Annotated in this window: 15 protein-coding genes; 11 read left to right on the forward strand and 4 right to left on the reverse strand. The window is 69.0% G+C overall.

Annotated elements, in window-relative coordinates; all coding sequences use genetic code 11:
• The 3 genes from VDQ18_RS11295 to VDQ18_RS11305 all read right to left on the reverse strand — a co-directional run.
• A partial coding sequence (locus tag VDQ18_RS11295; RefSeq protein WP_323021040.1) for a xanthine dehydrogenase family protein molybdopterin-binding subunit occupies nucleotides 1–1,582 on the reverse strand: 1,582 nt, incomplete at its 3' end.
• On the reverse strand, nucleotides 1,582–2,061 hold the full coding sequence (locus VDQ18_RS11300; protein WP_323021041.1) for a (2Fe-2S)-binding protein: 480 nt from the start codon (nucleotides 2,059–2,061) through the stop codon (nucleotides 1,582–1,584). The genes VDQ18_RS11295 and VDQ18_RS11300, both read right to left, overlap by 1 nt.
• Entirely contained in the window at nucleotides 2,058–2,915 is an 858-nt protein-coding gene (locus VDQ18_RS11305; RefSeq protein ID WP_323021042.1) for a xanthine dehydrogenase family protein subunit M, read from the reverse strand. Before VDQ18_RS11305 ends, VDQ18_RS11300 begins: the two co-directional genes overlap by 4 nt.
• A 224-nt stretch (nucleotides 2,916–3,139) precedes the next feature.
• On the opposite strand from VDQ18_RS11305, the gene VDQ18_RS11310 reads away from it, so the two are divergent.
• From VDQ18_RS11310 to cybH, 8 genes are all read left to right on the forward strand, one after another.
• Nucleotides 3,140–4,465, forward strand: coding sequence for a sensor histidine kinase (locus tag VDQ18_RS11310; protein WP_323021043.1), 1,326 nt, complete (start codon nucleotides 3,140–3,142; stop codon nucleotides 4,463–4,465).
• Complete coding sequence (locus VDQ18_RS11315) at nucleotides 4,462–5,454, forward strand: HupU protein (protein WP_323021044.1); 993 nt, start codon at nucleotides 4,462–4,464, stop codon at nucleotides 5,452–5,454. The genes VDQ18_RS11310 and VDQ18_RS11315 overlap by 4 nt, the downstream gene beginning before the upstream one ends.
• A complete protein-coding gene (locus tag VDQ18_RS11320) occupies nucleotides 5,451–6,878 on the forward strand; it encodes a nickel-dependent hydrogenase large subunit (protein ID WP_323021045.1) in 1,428 nt (475 codons plus the stop codon). The genes VDQ18_RS11315 and VDQ18_RS11320 overlap by 4 nt, the downstream gene beginning before the upstream one ends.
• A gap of 370 nt (nucleotides 6,879–7,248) precedes the next feature.
• Entirely contained in the window at nucleotides 7,249–9,447 is a 2,199-nt protein-coding gene (gene hypF, locus VDQ18_RS11325; RefSeq protein ID WP_323021046.1) for a carbamoyltransferase HypF, read from the forward strand.
• Between the two features lie 216 nt (nucleotides 9,448–9,663).
• Nucleotides 9,664–10,764, forward strand: coding sequence for a hydrogenase small subunit (locus VDQ18_RS11330; protein WP_323021047.1), 1,101 nt, complete (start codon nucleotides 9,664–9,666; stop codon nucleotides 10,762–10,764).
• 3 nt (nucleotides 10,765–10,767) lie between these two features.
• Nucleotides 10,768–12,561, forward strand: coding sequence for a nickel-dependent hydrogenase large subunit (locus tag VDQ18_RS11335; RefSeq protein ID WP_323021048.1), 1,794 nt, complete (start codon nucleotides 10,768–10,770; stop codon nucleotides 12,559–12,561).
• A gap of 13 nt (nucleotides 12,562–12,574) precedes the next feature.
• Nucleotides 12,575–13,144, forward strand: a complete 570-nt coding sequence (locus tag VDQ18_RS11340; protein ID WP_323021049.1) for a HupE/UreJ family protein — start codon at nucleotides 12,575–12,577, stop codon at nucleotides 13,142–13,144.
• Between the two features lie 4 nt (nucleotides 13,145–13,148).
• On the forward strand, nucleotides 13,149–13,913 hold the full coding sequence (gene cybH / locus VDQ18_RS11345) for a Ni/Fe-hydrogenase, b-type cytochrome subunit (RefSeq protein WP_323021050.1): 765 nt from the start codon (nucleotides 13,149–13,151) through the stop codon (nucleotides 13,911–13,913).
• A gap of 52 nt (nucleotides 13,914–13,965) precedes the next feature.
• On the opposite strand, the gene VDQ18_RS11350 is transcribed toward cybH, so the two are convergent.
• A complete protein-coding gene (locus VDQ18_RS11350; protein WP_323021051.1) occupies nucleotides 13,966–14,157 on the reverse strand; it encodes a hypothetical protein in 192 nt (63 codons plus the stop codon).
• Between the two features lie 390 nt (nucleotides 14,158–14,547).
• On the opposite strand from VDQ18_RS11350, the gene VDQ18_RS11355 reads away from it, so the two are divergent.
• Genes VDQ18_RS11355 through VDQ18_RS11365 form a run of 3 tightly spaced genes read left to right on the forward strand, consistent with a single transcriptional unit; the run spans nucleotide 14,548 to nucleotide 15,868 of the window.
• Nucleotides 14,548–15,153, forward strand: coding sequence for a HyaD/HybD family hydrogenase maturation endopeptidase (locus VDQ18_RS11355; RefSeq protein WP_323021052.1), 606 nt, complete (start codon nucleotides 14,548–14,550; stop codon nucleotides 15,151–15,153).
• Between the two features lie 3 nt (nucleotides 15,154–15,156).
• Entirely contained in the window at nucleotides 15,157–15,468 is a 312-nt protein-coding gene (locus VDQ18_RS11360; protein ID WP_323021053.1) for a HypC/HybG/HupF family hydrogenase formation chaperone, read from the forward strand.
• 22 nt (nucleotides 15,469–15,490) lie between these two features.
• On the forward strand, nucleotides 15,491–15,868 hold the full coding sequence (locus VDQ18_RS11365; protein WP_323021054.1) for a hydrogenase accessory protein: 378 nt from the start codon (nucleotides 15,491–15,493) through the stop codon (nucleotides 15,866–15,868).
• Nucleotide 15,869 lies beyond the last annotated feature (1 nt).

Here is a 15,869-nt window from a genome sequence, read left to right on the forward strand (position 1 = left end):
ACATCGCCTTGCCGCTGGCGAAGGTCGCGCGCGAGCCATGGGTCGGCTCGTTCACGCCCAAAGCGCCGGTCTCGACGATGTTCACCCGGACGTTTTCGTAAGGAATGCCCAGCGTTTCCGCCGCCATCAGCGCGATGGAGGCGCGGGAGCCGCCGATATCGGGCGTGCCCACGGAGACCTGCGCCGTGCCGTCCTCGGTGATCGCCATCGACACCGAGGTCTCGCCGCCGTGGTTGAACCAGAACCCTGACGCCACGCCCCGGCCCTGATTGGGACCCAGCGCGACGGCATAGTTCGGATGGGCCTTGGCGGCTTCCAGCGTCTCGACCAGACCGATGCGCTTGTATTTCGGCCCGTAGGAGGCGCGCGTGCCCTCCTTCACGCCGTTCTTCAGCCGCACCTCGATCGGGTCGAGGCCGAGTTCGCGGCAGAGTTCATCCACCATGCTCTCCACCGCATAGGCCGCCATGGGCGAGCCGGGGGCGCGGTAGGCGGCGCATTTCGGACGGTTGGCCAGAACCTCCCACCCGTGATGCGCGAGGTTGGGGATGTCGTAGCAGGCGAAGGCGCAGGACAAAGCCTCACCCACCGGCGAGGCGCCGGGGAAGGGCCCGCCCTGCATGCGGAAATCGACGCGGGCGGCGGTGATGGTGCCGTCCTTCTTCATCCCCATCTTCACGTCCATCGAGGCGGAGGCGGTGGGTCCGGTCGCCCGCAGCACCTCGGCCCGGGTCATGACCATCTTCACCGGCTGGCCGCCCGCCTTCTTCGACAGCGCCAGCGGCAGCGGCTCCATGAAGATCGTGGTCTTGCCGCCGAAGCCGCCGCCGATTTCGGACGGCGTGACGCGCAGCTGCGCCGGGTCGGTGCCCAGAACCGCCGAGCACATCTTGCGGATGTACCACTGGCCCTGCGTGCAGACCCACATCTCGCCCTTGCCGTCGGCGCCCATCTGGCCCACGGCGGCATGGGGCTCGATATAGCCCTGATGCGTGGCCTCGGTCGTGTAATGCGCGGACCGCACGACATCCGCCTCGGCAAAACCCGCGTCCAGATCGCCGCGTCCGAAGTCGATGTAGCGGGCGACGTTCGGGGCCGAGCCCTCGGGCACCGAATGGTCGGCGCAGCCCGGCATGATGACCGGCGCGTCGGGTTTCATCGCCTCGTCCACGTCGGTCACATGCGGCAGGACCTCGTATTCCACCTCGATCAGCTTGGCCGCGTCCTGCGCGATCAGCGCCGTGGTCGCCGCCACCGCCGCCACCGCGTGCCCGTCATAGAGCGCTTTCTCACCCGCCAGCGTGTTTTCCTGCAGGTAGAAATCCTCGCCCGTCAGGCCCGTCGGCAGGTCGGCCCGCGTCACCACGGCCTTCACGCCCTTCAGCGCCAGCGCCTTCGACGCGTCGATCTTCACGATCCGCGCATGGGCATGGGGCGAGCGGACGACCGCCCCGTGCAGCATGTTCGGCAGGTTGAAGTCGGCGCCATAGCGGGCGCGGCCCGTCACCTTGTCCAGGCCATCCGGGCGGTCGGGCGTGGTGCCGATCCAGGTGTAGCCCTTGCTGATCTCGTCCTTCGCCATCACGCAGCCCCCCGCATTTCCGCCGCCGCGTCCTGAACGGCGCGGATGATCTTGTCATAGCCGGTGCAGCGGCAGAGGTTCCCCGCCAGCCAGAACCGGATTTCGGTCTCGGTCGGGTCGGGGTTCTTCTCCAGCAGCGCTTTCGCCGCGACCAGGAAGCCCGGGGTGCAGAAGCCGCATTGCAGGGCCGCGTGTTCCACGAACTTGCGTTGCAACGGGTGCAGCTCGCCGCCCTTGGCCATCCCCTCGATGGTGGCGATCTCGGCGCCCTGCGCCTCGACGCCCAGCACCAGACAGGACGACACCAGCCGCCCGTTCAGCGTGACCGAACAGGCGCCGCAATCGCCCGTGCCGCAGCCTTCCTTCGAGCCGGTCAGGCCCAGATGATCCCGCAGGCAATCGAGCAGCGTCTCGCGCGGATCGGCGAGGAATTCGACCTCGTCGCCATTGACGGTGGCGGTGACGTGGATACGGCTCATTTCCCGGCCCTCTCATAGGCGATGCGTGCGGCGCGGCGGGCCAGCACACCCGCCACTTCGATGCGGAACTCCTTGGTCCCGCGCTTGTCGCTGATCGGCTTCGCCGCGGCCTCGGCGGCCTTGGTCAGCGCGGCCAGAGCGGCTTCATCGAGCGTGGTGCCGATGATCGCCTTGGCGCAATCCTCGACCAGCAGCACCGTCGGCGCCACGGCCCCCAGCGACACGCGGGCGCTGACCACCCGGTCGCCGTCCCTGACCAGCGAGACGGCGCAGCCGACCACGGCGATATCCATCTCGGTCCGCGGGATGAAGCGCAGATAGGCGTCGCCCCCATGCTTGCCCCGGGGCGGCAGGGTAATGGCGGTGATGATCTCACCCGCCGCCAAGGTCGTCTTGCCCGGACCCGCCGGAACCTCCTCGACCTTGATCTCGCACGTGCCCTTCGGCCCTTGCACCGTGACCATGGCCCCGGCCGCCACCAGCCCCGGCACCGAATCCGCTGCGGGCGAGCCGTTGCACAGGTTGCCGGTCAGCGTTGCCCGGCCCTGCACCTGCGTGGAACCGACCAGCTCCATCCCCTCCACGACGCCCGGCCAATCCGCGACCAGCGCCTGATGCGCGCCGAGTTCCGCGCCGGACACCGCGACGCCGATCCGCCAGCCGCCATTGTCCAGCCGGGTGATCTCGCCCGTGCCGGGGATCTTCTTCAGGTCGATCAGATCGTCGGGGGTGACGAGGCCCGAGCGAAGCTGGACCAGCACATCGGTCCCCCCCGCCAGAAAGCGCGTCACACCGGACGCACCCGCGGCAATGCTCACCGCTTCCTCGAATGTTGCCGGGGCGTGGTAGCGCATCGGGCCTCCTGTTCGCCAACTGGGTTGCGCCAGAACGTACTCCGTTGAGCGGCGCTGTCGATACCCCTTCATAGGCTTCCCCCGCGTCGGCGGCTGGTCAGCACGCGACCACCCGGGCTTCCGAACCGGCAGGCGCGTGATCGCCCGGGCCGGCAAACCCCCGTCACCAAACGGCTTTCACCCCGGCGGGCAAAGGTCTATCCTGCGGTCATGGGATGGGTCGGATGAGCACCTCGACAGATCGGCACAGGGACGGCGAGTTCTCGGACGATGCGTGGCTGAGCGTCTTGGCCGCCTATGACAAGACCTATGCCGAACTCGCCAGCCATCACGCCCTGCTGGAACGCCAGAACCAGGAGTTGCAGACCCAGCGGCAGTTCATCGCCTCGATCCTGGAGGCGGTCAACGACATCATGGTGGTGCTGGGCCGCGACGCGCGGATCGAGGAAGCCAGCGCCTCCTTCGCCGCCGCCGTGCGCCGCGACCCGGCCGATCTGGCCGGCCTGCGCCTGAGCGATGTGTTCGACGCCGAGGGCGCCGCGCGTCTCGACGCAGCCCTGGCCGAGCTGAGATTGCAGCGCAGCGCCGCCCGCTTCGAGGCGAATGTCCTGACGCCCGAGGGGCCGGCACCCTTCGACATCGCGCTCAGCGCTCGGGTGAACGACCGGGGCCGCCTCATCGGCGCAGTGCTGATCGGCCGCCCGCTGGCCGAATTGCGCCGGGCCTATTCCGAACTGGAGGCCAGCCACCGCCAGTTGAAGGAGGCGCAGATCCAGCTGGTCCGGAACGAGAAACTCGCCTCGCTCGGCCGCCTGCTGGCCGGCGTCGCGCATGAGCTGAACAACCCGATCAGCTTTGTCTATGCCTCGACCCACGCGCTGGATCGCTACGTCAGCCGGTTCGAGACCTATTTCGAGCGGGTGCAGGCGGGCGCGCCCCGTGAAGAACTGGTCGCGCTCAGGACCGAGCTGAAGCTGGAACGCGACCTGAAGAACCTGCGCGACGCGATTGTCGGCGCCCGCGACGGGGCGGAGCGGGTGCGCGACATCGTGGCGGACCTGCGCCGCCTCTCGGCCTCGGGCACCGGGGAGCGGGTGGCCTTCGATCTGGTCGAGACCGCGCGCATCGCCGCCCGCTGGGTCGAGCGGGGGTCGAAAAGCGGGATCGAGGCGCAGTTCACCGGCCTGCCGAGCCTGACGGTCCAGGGCGTCCCCGGCCATATCCAGCAGATCGTCATGAATCTGGTGCAGAACGCCATGGATGCGATGAAGGGCCAGCAGGACGCCCGGCTGACCATCCATGTCGAGCGTCAGGAGAACCGCGCCATCCTCGCGGTCACCGACAACGGCCCGGGCGTGCCCGAGGCGCAGGCGGCCTCGATCTTCGATCCGTTCTTCACCACCAAACCCGTGGGGCAGGGCACTGGCCTCGGCCTGTCCATCAGCCACAAGATCGCCGAGGAACACGGCGGGCGGCTGGCGCTCTGCGCCGTGCCCGGCGCGTCCGGCGCCTGTTTCCGGCTCGAATTGCCGCTGGAGGAAGATCCATGAACGTGCTCTGGCTGCAATCGGCGGGCTGCGGGGGCTGCACCATGTCGCTCCTCTGCGCCGAGGATCCGAATGTCTTCGACCTGCTGGCCGATGGCGGGATCGACTTCCTCTGGCACCCGTCCTTTTCGGAAGCCACCGGCGCCGAGGTCCGCCGCCTGCTGGAAGCGATCGAGCGGGGCGATGAGCCCCTCGACGTGCTGGCCGTCGAAGGCTCCATCGCCACCGGCCCCAGGGGCACCGGGCGCTATCACATGCTGTCCGGCACCGGGCGCTCGATGCTCGACTGGGTGCGCAGCCTCGCGCCGATGGCCCGCGATGTGGTCGCGGTCGGCACCTGCGCGGCCTATGGCGGCATGACCTCGGCGGGCGGCAACCCGACGGGCGCCGTGGGTCTGCAATACGAGGGGCAACTGGCGGGCGGCGCGCTGGACCCCAGCTTCCGCGCCCGCTCGGGCCGGGCGGTCATCAATATCGCCGGTTGCCCGACGCATCCCGGCTGGGTCTCGGAAACCTTGCTGCTGCTGGCCGAGGGGCGGCTGGGCGAGGCCGATCTCGACGATTACGGGCGGCCCCGGCTTTATGCCGACCATCTGGTGCATCACGCCTGCACCAAGAACGAATTCTACGAATACAAGGCCAGCGCCCGGGAACTCTCGCAACTGGGCTGCATGATGGAACACCTCGGCTGCGTCGGCACGCAGGCGGTGGGCGATTGCAACATCCGGGCGTGGAATGGCGAGGGCTCCTGCACCCGCGCCGGCTACCCCTGCATCGCCTGCACCAGCCCCGAGTTCGAGGAACCGCGCCACCCCTTCACCGAGACCCCCACCATCGCCGGCATCCCGGTGGGCCTGCCCTCCGACATGCCGAAGGCCTGGTTCATGGCGCTGGCCTCGCTGTCCAAGGCCGCGACGCCGAAGCGCATCGGCGTCAACGCGGTCTCGGACCGGATCCGCGTCTCGCCCGGCCAGAAGGCGCCGCGCTCGTGACCCGGCAATTGCTGGTCGGGCCCTTCAACCGGGTCGAGGGGGATCTGGAAGTCTCGCTCACAATCCGCGACGGGCAGGTGGCCGAGGCGCGGGTGAATTCGCCCCTGTTCCGCGGCTTCGAGATGATGCTGCTGGGCAAGGACCCGCGCGACGCGCTGACCATCACGCCCCGCATCTGCGGCATCTGTTCGGTCAGCCAATCCGCCGCGGCCGCGCTCGCGCTGGCAGATGCCGCGGGCGCCAGGCCCACGCCGCAGGGGGCGCTGGCGGCGGCGATCCTGCACGGGGTCGAGAACCTCGCCGATCACGTCACCCATTTCGCCCTGTTCTTCATGCCGGATTTTGCCCGCCCCGCCTATCAGGGCCGCGACTGGCACGAGGCGGCCGTCACCCGCTTCACCGCCATGCAGGGCTCCGCCGCGCGGCGTCTGGTCGAGGCAAGGGCGCGCCTCCTGCACATCGCCGGGATTCTGGGCGGCAAGTGGCCGCATACGCTGGCCATCCAGCCCGGCGGCGTGACCAAGGCGCCCGACGCCCGCGACCGGGTGCGGATCATCGCCACGCTGCGCAGTTTCCGCCGGGCGCTGGAGGAAACGATCTTCGCCGCGCCGGTGGAGGATTTCGCGGGGCTTTCGACGCTGTCGGAGCTTGAGGCGTGGACTTCGGGCGACGCGGGCCTCTTCCTGCGCATCGCCCGCGATCTGGGGCTGGAAGGGATGGGGCAGGGGCCGGGACGCTATCTGTCCTATGGCGCCTATCCGCTGGAGGGGGGCCGCGCCTCGCGGCAGGGCGTGTTGACCGGCGCGGTGCTGAGCCCTTTCGACCCCGCGCAGGTGACCGAGGATCTGAGCCACGCCTGGATGCTGGGCGAGACCGCGCATCCGGCGCGAGGCGGCACGGTGCCGGACGAGGACATGCGCGAGACCGCGTATTCCTGGTGCAAGGCGCCAAGGCTGGACGGTCAGGTGGTGGAGGTCGGCGCGCTGGCGCGGCAGGCCATCGACGGTCATCCCCTGGCGCTGGCCCTGGCCGCCGAGGGCGGCGTCCGTGCCCGTGTCGCCGCACGGCTGCTCGAGGTCGCCCGCACCCAGCTCTGGCTCGAAGACTGGGCGCAGGCGCTGGATCCGGCGGCGCGGTTTCTCGACCCGTTCGAGCTGCCCCGCCACGGCGAGGGCGTCGGTCTGGTCGAGGCCGCCCGCGGTTCGCTCGGCCATTGGCTGAGGATCGAGAACCACCGCATCGCCGGGTATCAGATCGTGGCGCCCACCACCTGGAACTTCTCGCCCCGTGACGCGGCCGGCGTGCCGGGCGCTCTGGAAGCCGCCTTGGTCGGCGCCCCGGTGGGGGAGGGCGAGGAAACGCCCCTCTCGGTCCAACACATCGTGCGCAGCTTCGACCCCTGCATGGTCTGCACGGTGCATTGATGGCGGGGCTGGCGCAAAGCGGCCCGGGCGCGCTCCCGCCCACCCACCCCGCGCGCCCGGGCCGCCCCGGCCTTGGCGCCTGGGGCTGGCCCCGGGGGCGCTCCGCCCCCCGGACCCCCCGGGAGTATTTCTGGCAAAGTGATGGGGCGGGGGGCGCATTGTCGGGGAGGCAGGCCCTTGTCACTCTTCGTTCTGCAATTATCCTCCTGGGGGTCCGGGGGATGGAAAATCCCCCGGGGTCTGCCCCGGGCGCCGAGGCTCGATTTGACGTCCCCGTAGGATGCGCAATCTGCGCATCGCTTCTGCGCGGGGCGCCCCGTAGGGTGCGTGCTTGCACGCACCGTGCTTCGCCTGCGGGAACGCTCGCCTGATGGGCCGCCGCATCCGGGTCAGGGGCCAGGTGCAGGGCGTGGGCTTCCGGCCCTTCGTCTGGCAATTGGCCGAGCGGCTGGGCATCACCGGCTCTGTCCGGAACGATGCCGAGGGCGTGCTGATCCTGGCCGAGGGCCCCGGGCTCGACGCCTTCGAGGCCGCGCTGAGGACCGAGGCGCCGCCCCTTGCCCGGGTCGATGCCGTCGAAAGCACCGAGGCCGAGGTCAGCGCCCGGGATTTCACCATCGAGGCTTCCGGTCCCAAGGGCGCCGAGACCGCCGTCACGCCGGATGCCGCCACCTGCGAGGCTTGCGCGCGGGAGATCCGCGCGCCGGGGCGCCGCCAGGGTTATGCCTTCACCAATTGCACCCATTGCGGGCCGCGGTTCACCATCCTCAGGGGCCTGCCCTATGACCGGGCGCAGACGACGATGTCGCCCTTCGCCCTTTGCCCCGCCTGCCGGGCGGAATACGAGGATCCCGCCGACCGCCGCTTCCATGCGCAGCCGGTGGCCTGCCCGGATTGCGGGCCGCGCCTCTGGCTGGAGCCGCCTGCCGAGGACCCGATTGCCGAGGCCGCCCGGCGCCTCAGGGCGGGCGAGATCCTGGCGATCAAGGGGCTGGGCGGGTTTCATCTGGCCTGTGACGCCACCAATCCCGGGGCCATCGACCTTCTGCGCCAGCGCAAGCGGCGACCCACGAAGCCGCTGGCGCTGATGGCGCCGCTGGGGCTGATCCGCCAGCACGCTGCTATCACGCCCGAAGCCGAGGCGCTGCTCCAGGATCCCGCTGCGCCCATTCTCCTGCTGCCGCACAACGGCACGCTGCCCGAGAGCCTCGCCCCCGGCCAGTCGACGCTGGGCTGGATGCTGCCCTACACGCCGCTGCACCACCTGCTGCTGGATGCCATGGGCCGCCCGCTGGTCATGACCTCGGGCAACCTGTCGGGCGAGCCGCAGGTCATCGGCAATGACGAGGCGCGCGAGAAACTGGCGCCTTTCGCCGATGCCTTCCTGATGCATGACCGCGATATCGCGCGCCGGCTGGACGATGGCGTCGAGCGCCTGACCCGCGAGGGCCGCATGGTCCTGCGCCGGGCGCGCGGCCGCAGCCCCGGCACGCTGGCGCTGCCGAGGGGCCTGCCCGACACGCCGGTCACCGCCTATGGCGGGCAGCTGAAGGCCGCGATCTGCCTGACGAAGAACGGCCGGGCGATGCTGTCGCATCATCTGGGCGACCTCGACGACGCGCTGACGCTCGCGGAGTTCCTGAAGGCCGACGCCGATTACGCGGCGCTTTTCGACCACCGCCCCAAGGCCATTGCTGTCGACCTGCACCCCGATTTCCGCGCCTCGCGCCACGGGGCGGCGCGGGCGGAGGCGCTCGGCGTGCCGCTGATCCGCGTCCAGCATCACCACGCCCATATGGCCGTCGCGCTGGGCGAGGCGGGGTGGACGGGGGAGACGGCCGTGGGGGTGATCCTCGACGGGCTGGGGCTGGGCGAGGATGGCACGATCTGGGGCGGCGAGATTCTGGTGGGGGATTACGCACGGGTCCGCCGCGCCGCGCATCTGGCGCCGGCCCCGCTTCCCGGCGGCGATCTGGCGCAGCTGGAGCCCTGGCGGAATGCGCTGATGCGGCTGGATCAGGCGGGGCTGTCCGGGCTGGCCGACCGCCTCTTCCCCGACCAGCCGCGGGCGATGGTCCGCCACGCCGCCGCCAAGGGCCTCAACGCGCCGCAAAGCTCCTCGGCCGGGCGCCTGTTCGACGCGGTGGCGGCGGTGCTGGGGATCGCGCCCGCGCGGCTTAGCTATGAAGGGGAGGCGGCGATGGGGCTGGAAGCCCTTGCCGCACAGCACCCGGAGGAGCCGGGCTATGCCTTCGGCCTCGACCTTGCCGCGCTCTTCCCGCTGATCGCCCGCGACCTGCCCGACACGCCGCCCGCGCTGATCGCCGCCCGCTTCCAGAACGGTCTGGCCGGGGCCGTGGTCGAGGCCGCGAAGCGCATCGCCGACGAGGCCGGGACGCGCACCATCGCCCTCTCGGGCGGGTGTTTCCAGAACGCGGGCCTGCTGGAGGCGACCTGCGCTGCGCTCGAGGGCTATCAGCTCTGCCTGCCCGGCGAAGTGCCCGCCAATGACGGCGGCCTCGCCTTCGGTCAGGCGCTGGTGGCGCTGGCCCGGCTGGAAAGCGCCTGACCACAGGCCTTCCAGCCTGACAGGCCCCTGTCCGCCACCACCCCCTGACGTGAGCGCAAACACCCCCGTAACCCACGGGCCGCGCAGCACTTTCCCGCCCGGGGCAAAGACTGCCGCTTTTCCATGCGAATACCGTCGCATGCCGTCATCCTCAGCATCGGGAGGGTGCGCCACGGGGTCGCACCGGACATCAACCGCGATGGGGGAGGAGCGGCCTTGAGCCAGATCGAGACCTTCTACGACGTGATGCGCAAGCAGGGGATCACCCGGCGGAGCTTCATGAAATATTGCTCGCTGACGGCGGCGGCGCTGGGCCTCGGCCCGGCCTTCGTGCCGAAGATCGCCCATGCGATGGAGACCCTGCGGCGCACGCCGGTGATCTGGGTGCACGGGCTCGAATGCACCTGCTGCTCGGAAAGCTTCATCCGCTCGGCCCATCCGCTGGCGGGCGATGTGGTGTTGTCGATGATCTCGCTCGATTACGACGATACGCTGATGGCGGCGGCGGGGCATCAGGCCGAGGCGGCGCTCAGGGACACCATTGAGCGCTACCGCGGCAACTATATCCTCGCGGTCGAGGGCAACCCGCCGCTGAACGAAGACGGCATGTATTGCATCGTCGGCGGCAAGCCCTTCGTCGAACAGCTGCGCGAGGCCGCCGAACACGCCAAGGCGATCATCAGCTGGGGCGCCTGCGCCTCCTACGGCTGCGTGCAGGCCGCGCATCCGAACCCGACCCGCGCCGTGCCGGTGCATCAGGTCATCACCGACAAGCCGATCATCCGCGTCCCGGGCTGCCCGCCCATCGCCGAGGTGATGACCGGCGTCATCACCTATATGCTGACCTTCGACCGGCTGCCGGAACTCGACCGTCAAGGCCGTCCGGCGATGTTCTACGGCCAGCGCATCCACGACAAATGCTACCGCCGCCCGCATTTCGACGCCGGCCAATTCGTCGAAAGCTGGGACGACGAGAACGCGCGCCGCGGCTATTGCCTCTACAAGATGGGGTGCAAGGGGCCGACCACCTACAACGCCTGCTCGACCATCCGCTGGAACGAGGGCGTCAGCTTCCCGATCCAGTCGGGGCATGGCTGCATCGGCTGCTCGGAAGACGGGTTCTGGGATCAGGGCTCGTTCTACGACCGGGTGACCGACCTGACCCAGTTCGGGGTCGAGGCGAATGCCGATCAGGTCGGCATGGTCGCCGCCGGGGCCGTGGCGGGCGGCATCGCGCTGCACACCGCCATCTCCGCCCTGCGCTCGGCGCAGAAGAAAGTTCAGGACCGTCCCAGCACGGCCAAGGAAGAGGCGTAACCCATGGTCATCCAGACCCCCAACGGCTTCTCGCTGGACAATTCCGGCCGCCGCATCGTCGTCGATCCCGTGACCCGCATCGAGGGCCACATGCGCTGCGAGGTGAACGTCGACGAGAACGGCGTGATCCGCAACGCCGTCTCCACCGGCACCATGTGGCGGGGGCTCGAGGTTATCCTGCGCGGCCGTGACCCGCGCGATGCCTGGGCCTTCACCGAACGGATCTGCGGCGTCTGCACCGGCACCCATGCGCTGACCTCGGTGCGCGCGGTCGAGGATGCGCTGGGGATCACCATCCCCGAGAACGCCAACTCGATCCGCAACATGATGCAGCTGAACCTCGAAATCCACGACCACGTCGTGCATTTCTACCACCTGCACGCGCTGGATTGGGTCAACCCGATCAACGCCTTGCGCGCCGATCCTCGCGCCACCTCGGAACTGCAGCAGCGCGTCTCACCCTCGCATCCGATGTCCTCGCCGGGGTATTTCCGCGACGTGCAGGCGCGTCTGCGGGCCTTCGTGGAATCCGGGCAGCTCGGCCTCTTCAAGAACGGCTATTGGGATAACCCGGCCTACAAACTGCCGCCCGAAGCCGACCTGATGGCGACGGTGCATTATCTGGAGGCGCTGGACCTCCAGAAGGAAATCGTCAAGGTCCACACCATCTTCGGCGGCAAGAACCCGCATCCGAACTGGCTGGTCGGCGGCGTGCCGTGCCCCATCAACATGCATTCGACCGGCGCGGTCGGGGCGATCAACATGGAGCGGCTGAACCTCGTCTCCTCGATCATCCAGAAATGCACGGATTTCGTGAACAACGTCTATATCCCGGACGTGGTCGCGATCGGCGGCTTCTACAAGACCTGGCTCTATGGCGGCGGGCTCTCGTCCAAGGCCTGCCTCGCCTATGGCGACATCCCCGAGCATCCGAACAATTTCGACCCCTCGCAGCTCTATCTGCCGCGCGGCGCGATCATCAACGGCAACCTCAACGAGGTGCACGAGGTCGATGTCCGCGACCCCGAGCAGATCCAGGAATTCGTCGATCACTCGTGGTACGAATACGGCCAGCCGGGGCAGGGCAAGCACCCCTGGGACGGCGAAACCAGCCCGCGCTACGAACTGGGCCCCAACGCCCGGGGCACGCGGACCAATATCGAGGAGCTGGACGAGGCCGCGAAATACTCCTGGATCAAGGCGCCGCGCTGGCGGGGTCACGCGATGGAGGTGGGGCCGCTCGCCCGCTACATCGTCGGCTACGCCCAGGGGCATGAGGATATCACCAACCAGATCAACGGCTTGCTGCGGACCATGGACCTGCCGGTCGAGGCGCTCTTCTCGACGCTGGGCCGCACCGCCGCCCGGGCGCTGGAGGCGGAATATTGCGCCCGTCTGCAACGGCATTTCTTCGACAAGCTGGTGGCCAACATCCGCAACGGCGACCAGAGCACGGCCAATGTCGCCAAATGGGACCCGTCCACCTGGCCGCGCGAGGCCCGTGGCGTCGGCATGACCGAGGCCCCGCGCGGCGCGCTGGGTCACTGGATCTCGATCAAGGACGGCAAGATCGAGAACTATCAATGCGTCGTGCCGACCACCTGGAACGGCTCGCCGCGCGACGCGCAGGGCAATATCGGCGCTTTCGAGGCCAGCCTCATGGACACGCCGATGGAGCGTCCCGACGAGCCGGTCGAGATCCTGCGCACGCTGCACAGCTTCGATCCGTGCCTCGCCTGCTCGACGCATGTCATGTCGCCCGACGGTCAGGAACTGACCTCGGTCAAGGTCCGCTGAGGGAGGGGAACCGATGAAGAAACTTGCACTGACCGCCGCGCTGACGCTGACCGCCGCGCCCGCGCTGGCCCATACCGGCCACGGGGCCGAGGGGCTGGTCCATGGCCTCGCCCATCCGTTCCTCGGCGCCGACCATCTGGCGGCGATGCTGGCGGTGGGGCTCTGGTCCGGTTTCGCCCTGCCGCGCCATGTCTGGGGCGGGGCGGCCGCCTTCCTCGCCGCGATGGTCGCGGGCGCGGGGCTCGGCTTCGCCGGAGTGCCGCTGCCGGGGGTCGAGGCGATGATCACCGCCTCGGTCTTCCTGTTCGGCCTGCTGGTCGTGCTGGCCCGCCCCGGCCAGTCCCGCGCCCTGACCGGCGCCACGCTGGGCGCCATCGCCCTGTTCGGCGCCTTCCACGGCCATGCCCATGCCGCCGAGGCCACCGGCAACGCCCTGACCTATGTCGCGGGCTTCCTGGTTGCGAGCGCCGTGCTGCATGGCGCCGGGATCCTTCTTGCCCGGGGTTTCGCCTCGCGCCGGGCGCTGCAGCTGCTGGCGGGGTCGGGGGTCATCGCCTCGAGCCTCGCGCTGATCGCGGGGTAGGGCCATGTCCGACCTCTCGCATGACCCGGCCGCCGGACTCGAGGCCTCGCGCCTCACCGGCGACGCCACCGAAAGCGATCTGGCCTCGGTCCGCAAGCGCACCTCGGTCTATGTCTACGAGGTGCCGGTGCGGCTCTGGCACTGGATCAACGCGGCCTGCATCATGGTGCTGGTCGTCACCGGCTACCTGATCGGCCGCCCGCTGCCCTCGATGCAGATCGCCGAGGCCACGCATCAATTCGTCTTCGGCTACATCCGCTTCGCGCATTTCGCCGCCGGGATGATCCTGACCGCGGGCTTCTTCGGCCGCATCTACTGGGCTTTTGTCGGCAACCACCACGCCCGGCAGATGTTCTACCTGCCGGTGCACCGCAAGGCCTGGTGGAAGGAAGTCTGGCACGAGATCCGCTGGTACGCCTTCCTCGAACGGACGCCGAAGAAATACGTGGGCCACAACCCGCTGGCGCAGATCGCCATGTTCTTCTTCATGACGGTGGGGCTGACCTTCATGATCGTGACGGGGTTTGCCATGTATGCCGAGGGCGCGATGCAGGGCGGCTGGCTCGATTTCCTCTTCGGGCCGCTCAGGGAATGGATCGGCAATTCCATGGTTCTGCACCAAATCCACCGGCTGGGCATGTGGGCGATCGTGGTCTTCATGCTGATCCACATCTACGCCGCGATCCGCGAGGATATCCTGTCCCGGCAATCCATGGTCTCGACCATGATCTCGGGGCACCGGACCTTCAAGGACGACCGGGCGGATTGATCGCGCCTGATGGTGCAACCGGAAACGGGCCCCTGCGGGGGCCCGGTTTGCGTCAGTGGGACAGGCTGTTGCGCCGCCCCTCGACCATCCGGCCCGCGAACCAGCCGACCAGACCCCGCGTCCCCGAGGGCAGGCTGCGCGGCCCGGCGGTGAAGCGCCCGCGTTCCACGTCGCAGATGGCGACGGGGTAGGGGGCGGTGAAGGGCATGTCGGCGACGACAGGCGGGGCAGCTCGGTTACGCATGGCGGGTCTCCTGGCAGGCAGTCTTTCAGGCAGGGTCAACGGTGGCAGTCACGGGAACAACGCGAGCGGAATCATAAGGTTCCGCCCGGGGGCGCCGCCAATCCCGAGCCCGTGAATGCCGGGAATGTGTAAGGGGCGTGACGAGTCGGCTTTCCGGTCGGAAGGGCTTGGCGGCAATTGACTATTCGTAATGCATTCAGCCCGATAAGTATCTTTCCATCATGGCTGCGATGATTTGAGCGAGAGGCCGCGAAAAACAAAGCAAAAACAATACTCTGAATCCATGTTTCCAGAATGCTGAAAAAACCGCCTGACCGGGACCGAAAAGGATAGTTTCACTTCCATCCAGCAGCGGAAACTTCGGTTCCGCCCGCCAGATAGGGAGGATTCATGACACATCGCGCGCTCATTCTGGGCATCGGTAACCTGTTGTGGGCCGACGAGGGCTTCGGCGTCCGCTGCGTCGAACATCTGGCCGAGACGCTGGAATTCGACGCGCCCGTCACCGTGCTGGACGGCGGTACGCAGGGTCTCTACCTGCTGCCCTTCCTTGAAGATCACGACCTGATGGTGGTCTTCGACGCGGTGGATTACGGGCTGGAACCCGGCACGATGAAGGTGGTCGAGGGCGACGAGGTCCCGACCTTCATGGGCGCCAAGAAGATGTCCCTGCATCAGACCGGCTTTCAGGACGTCCTCGCCACCGCCCGCCTGATGAACTGCCACCCGGAACAGATCGTGCTGATCGGCTGCCAGCCCGAGGAGCTGGAGGATTACGGCGGGGGCCTGCGCGCCCCGGTTGCCGCCCGCGTGCCCGAGGCCGTCGCCATCGCCGCCCGCTGGCTGGCCGACCGCGGCATTGCCTCGCGCCCCGGCCGCACGCCCACCGGCGACCTCGCCGATCCCTCGCTGCGCCAATCCGCCTACGAGGACGGCCGCCCCTCGGCCGAGGAAGCCTGCCGCATCGGCGACGCCCGCTTCTTTCCGGTGGACTAGGCCATGTGCGTCGGCATCCCCCTGCAGATCATCGCCGTCGACGGCACCAACGCCACCGGCCATGACGGCAGCCATATCGACCTGTCGCTGACCGGCACCCAGCCCGTCGGCACCTGGGTGCTGGGCTTCCTCGGCGCCGCGCGCGAGGTGATCTCGGCCGAGGAGGCCGCGCTCATCACCCGGGCGCTGGACGGGATGCGCCGGGTCATGGCCGGGGGCGAGCTGGGCGACGCCTTCGCCGATCTCGAAGCCCGCACACCGCAACTGCCGCCCCATCTGCAAGCCGCGCTCGACGCGGGCCAGACCCAAGCCTGAACGCACCCCCGAGGAGGCCGCCTTGTCCCACCCGCTGATCGACCGCCTGACGACCGAGTTCCGCTACCCGCTGTTGCAGGACGAAGCCGCCCTCAGCGCCTTCACCTGCGCGCCCGGCGCCCATGTCCTCTTCGTGCCGGGCGATGTGGCCCGCAACCTCGAAACCCCGGACGTGGCAGTGATCCTGCCGGAACTGAAAGCCGCCTTCCAGCACGCCTTCGACTGCGCGGTGGTCGGGGACAGCCTGGAAAAACTGGTGCGCGAGGCGACGGGCGTCTTCAAGACGCCCTCGCTGATCCTCTACCGCGACGGGCGGTTCGTCGGCGGCATTCCCAAGGTGCGGGACTGGTCGGACTACGTCGCGCGGCTCTCGCATTACCTCTCCACCGAAAACGCCTGAG

This window comes from Pararhodobacter sp. (genome assembly GCF_034676075.1).
Lineage (GTDB): Bacteria > Pseudomonadota > Alphaproteobacteria > Rhodobacterales > Rhodobacteraceae > Pararhodobacter.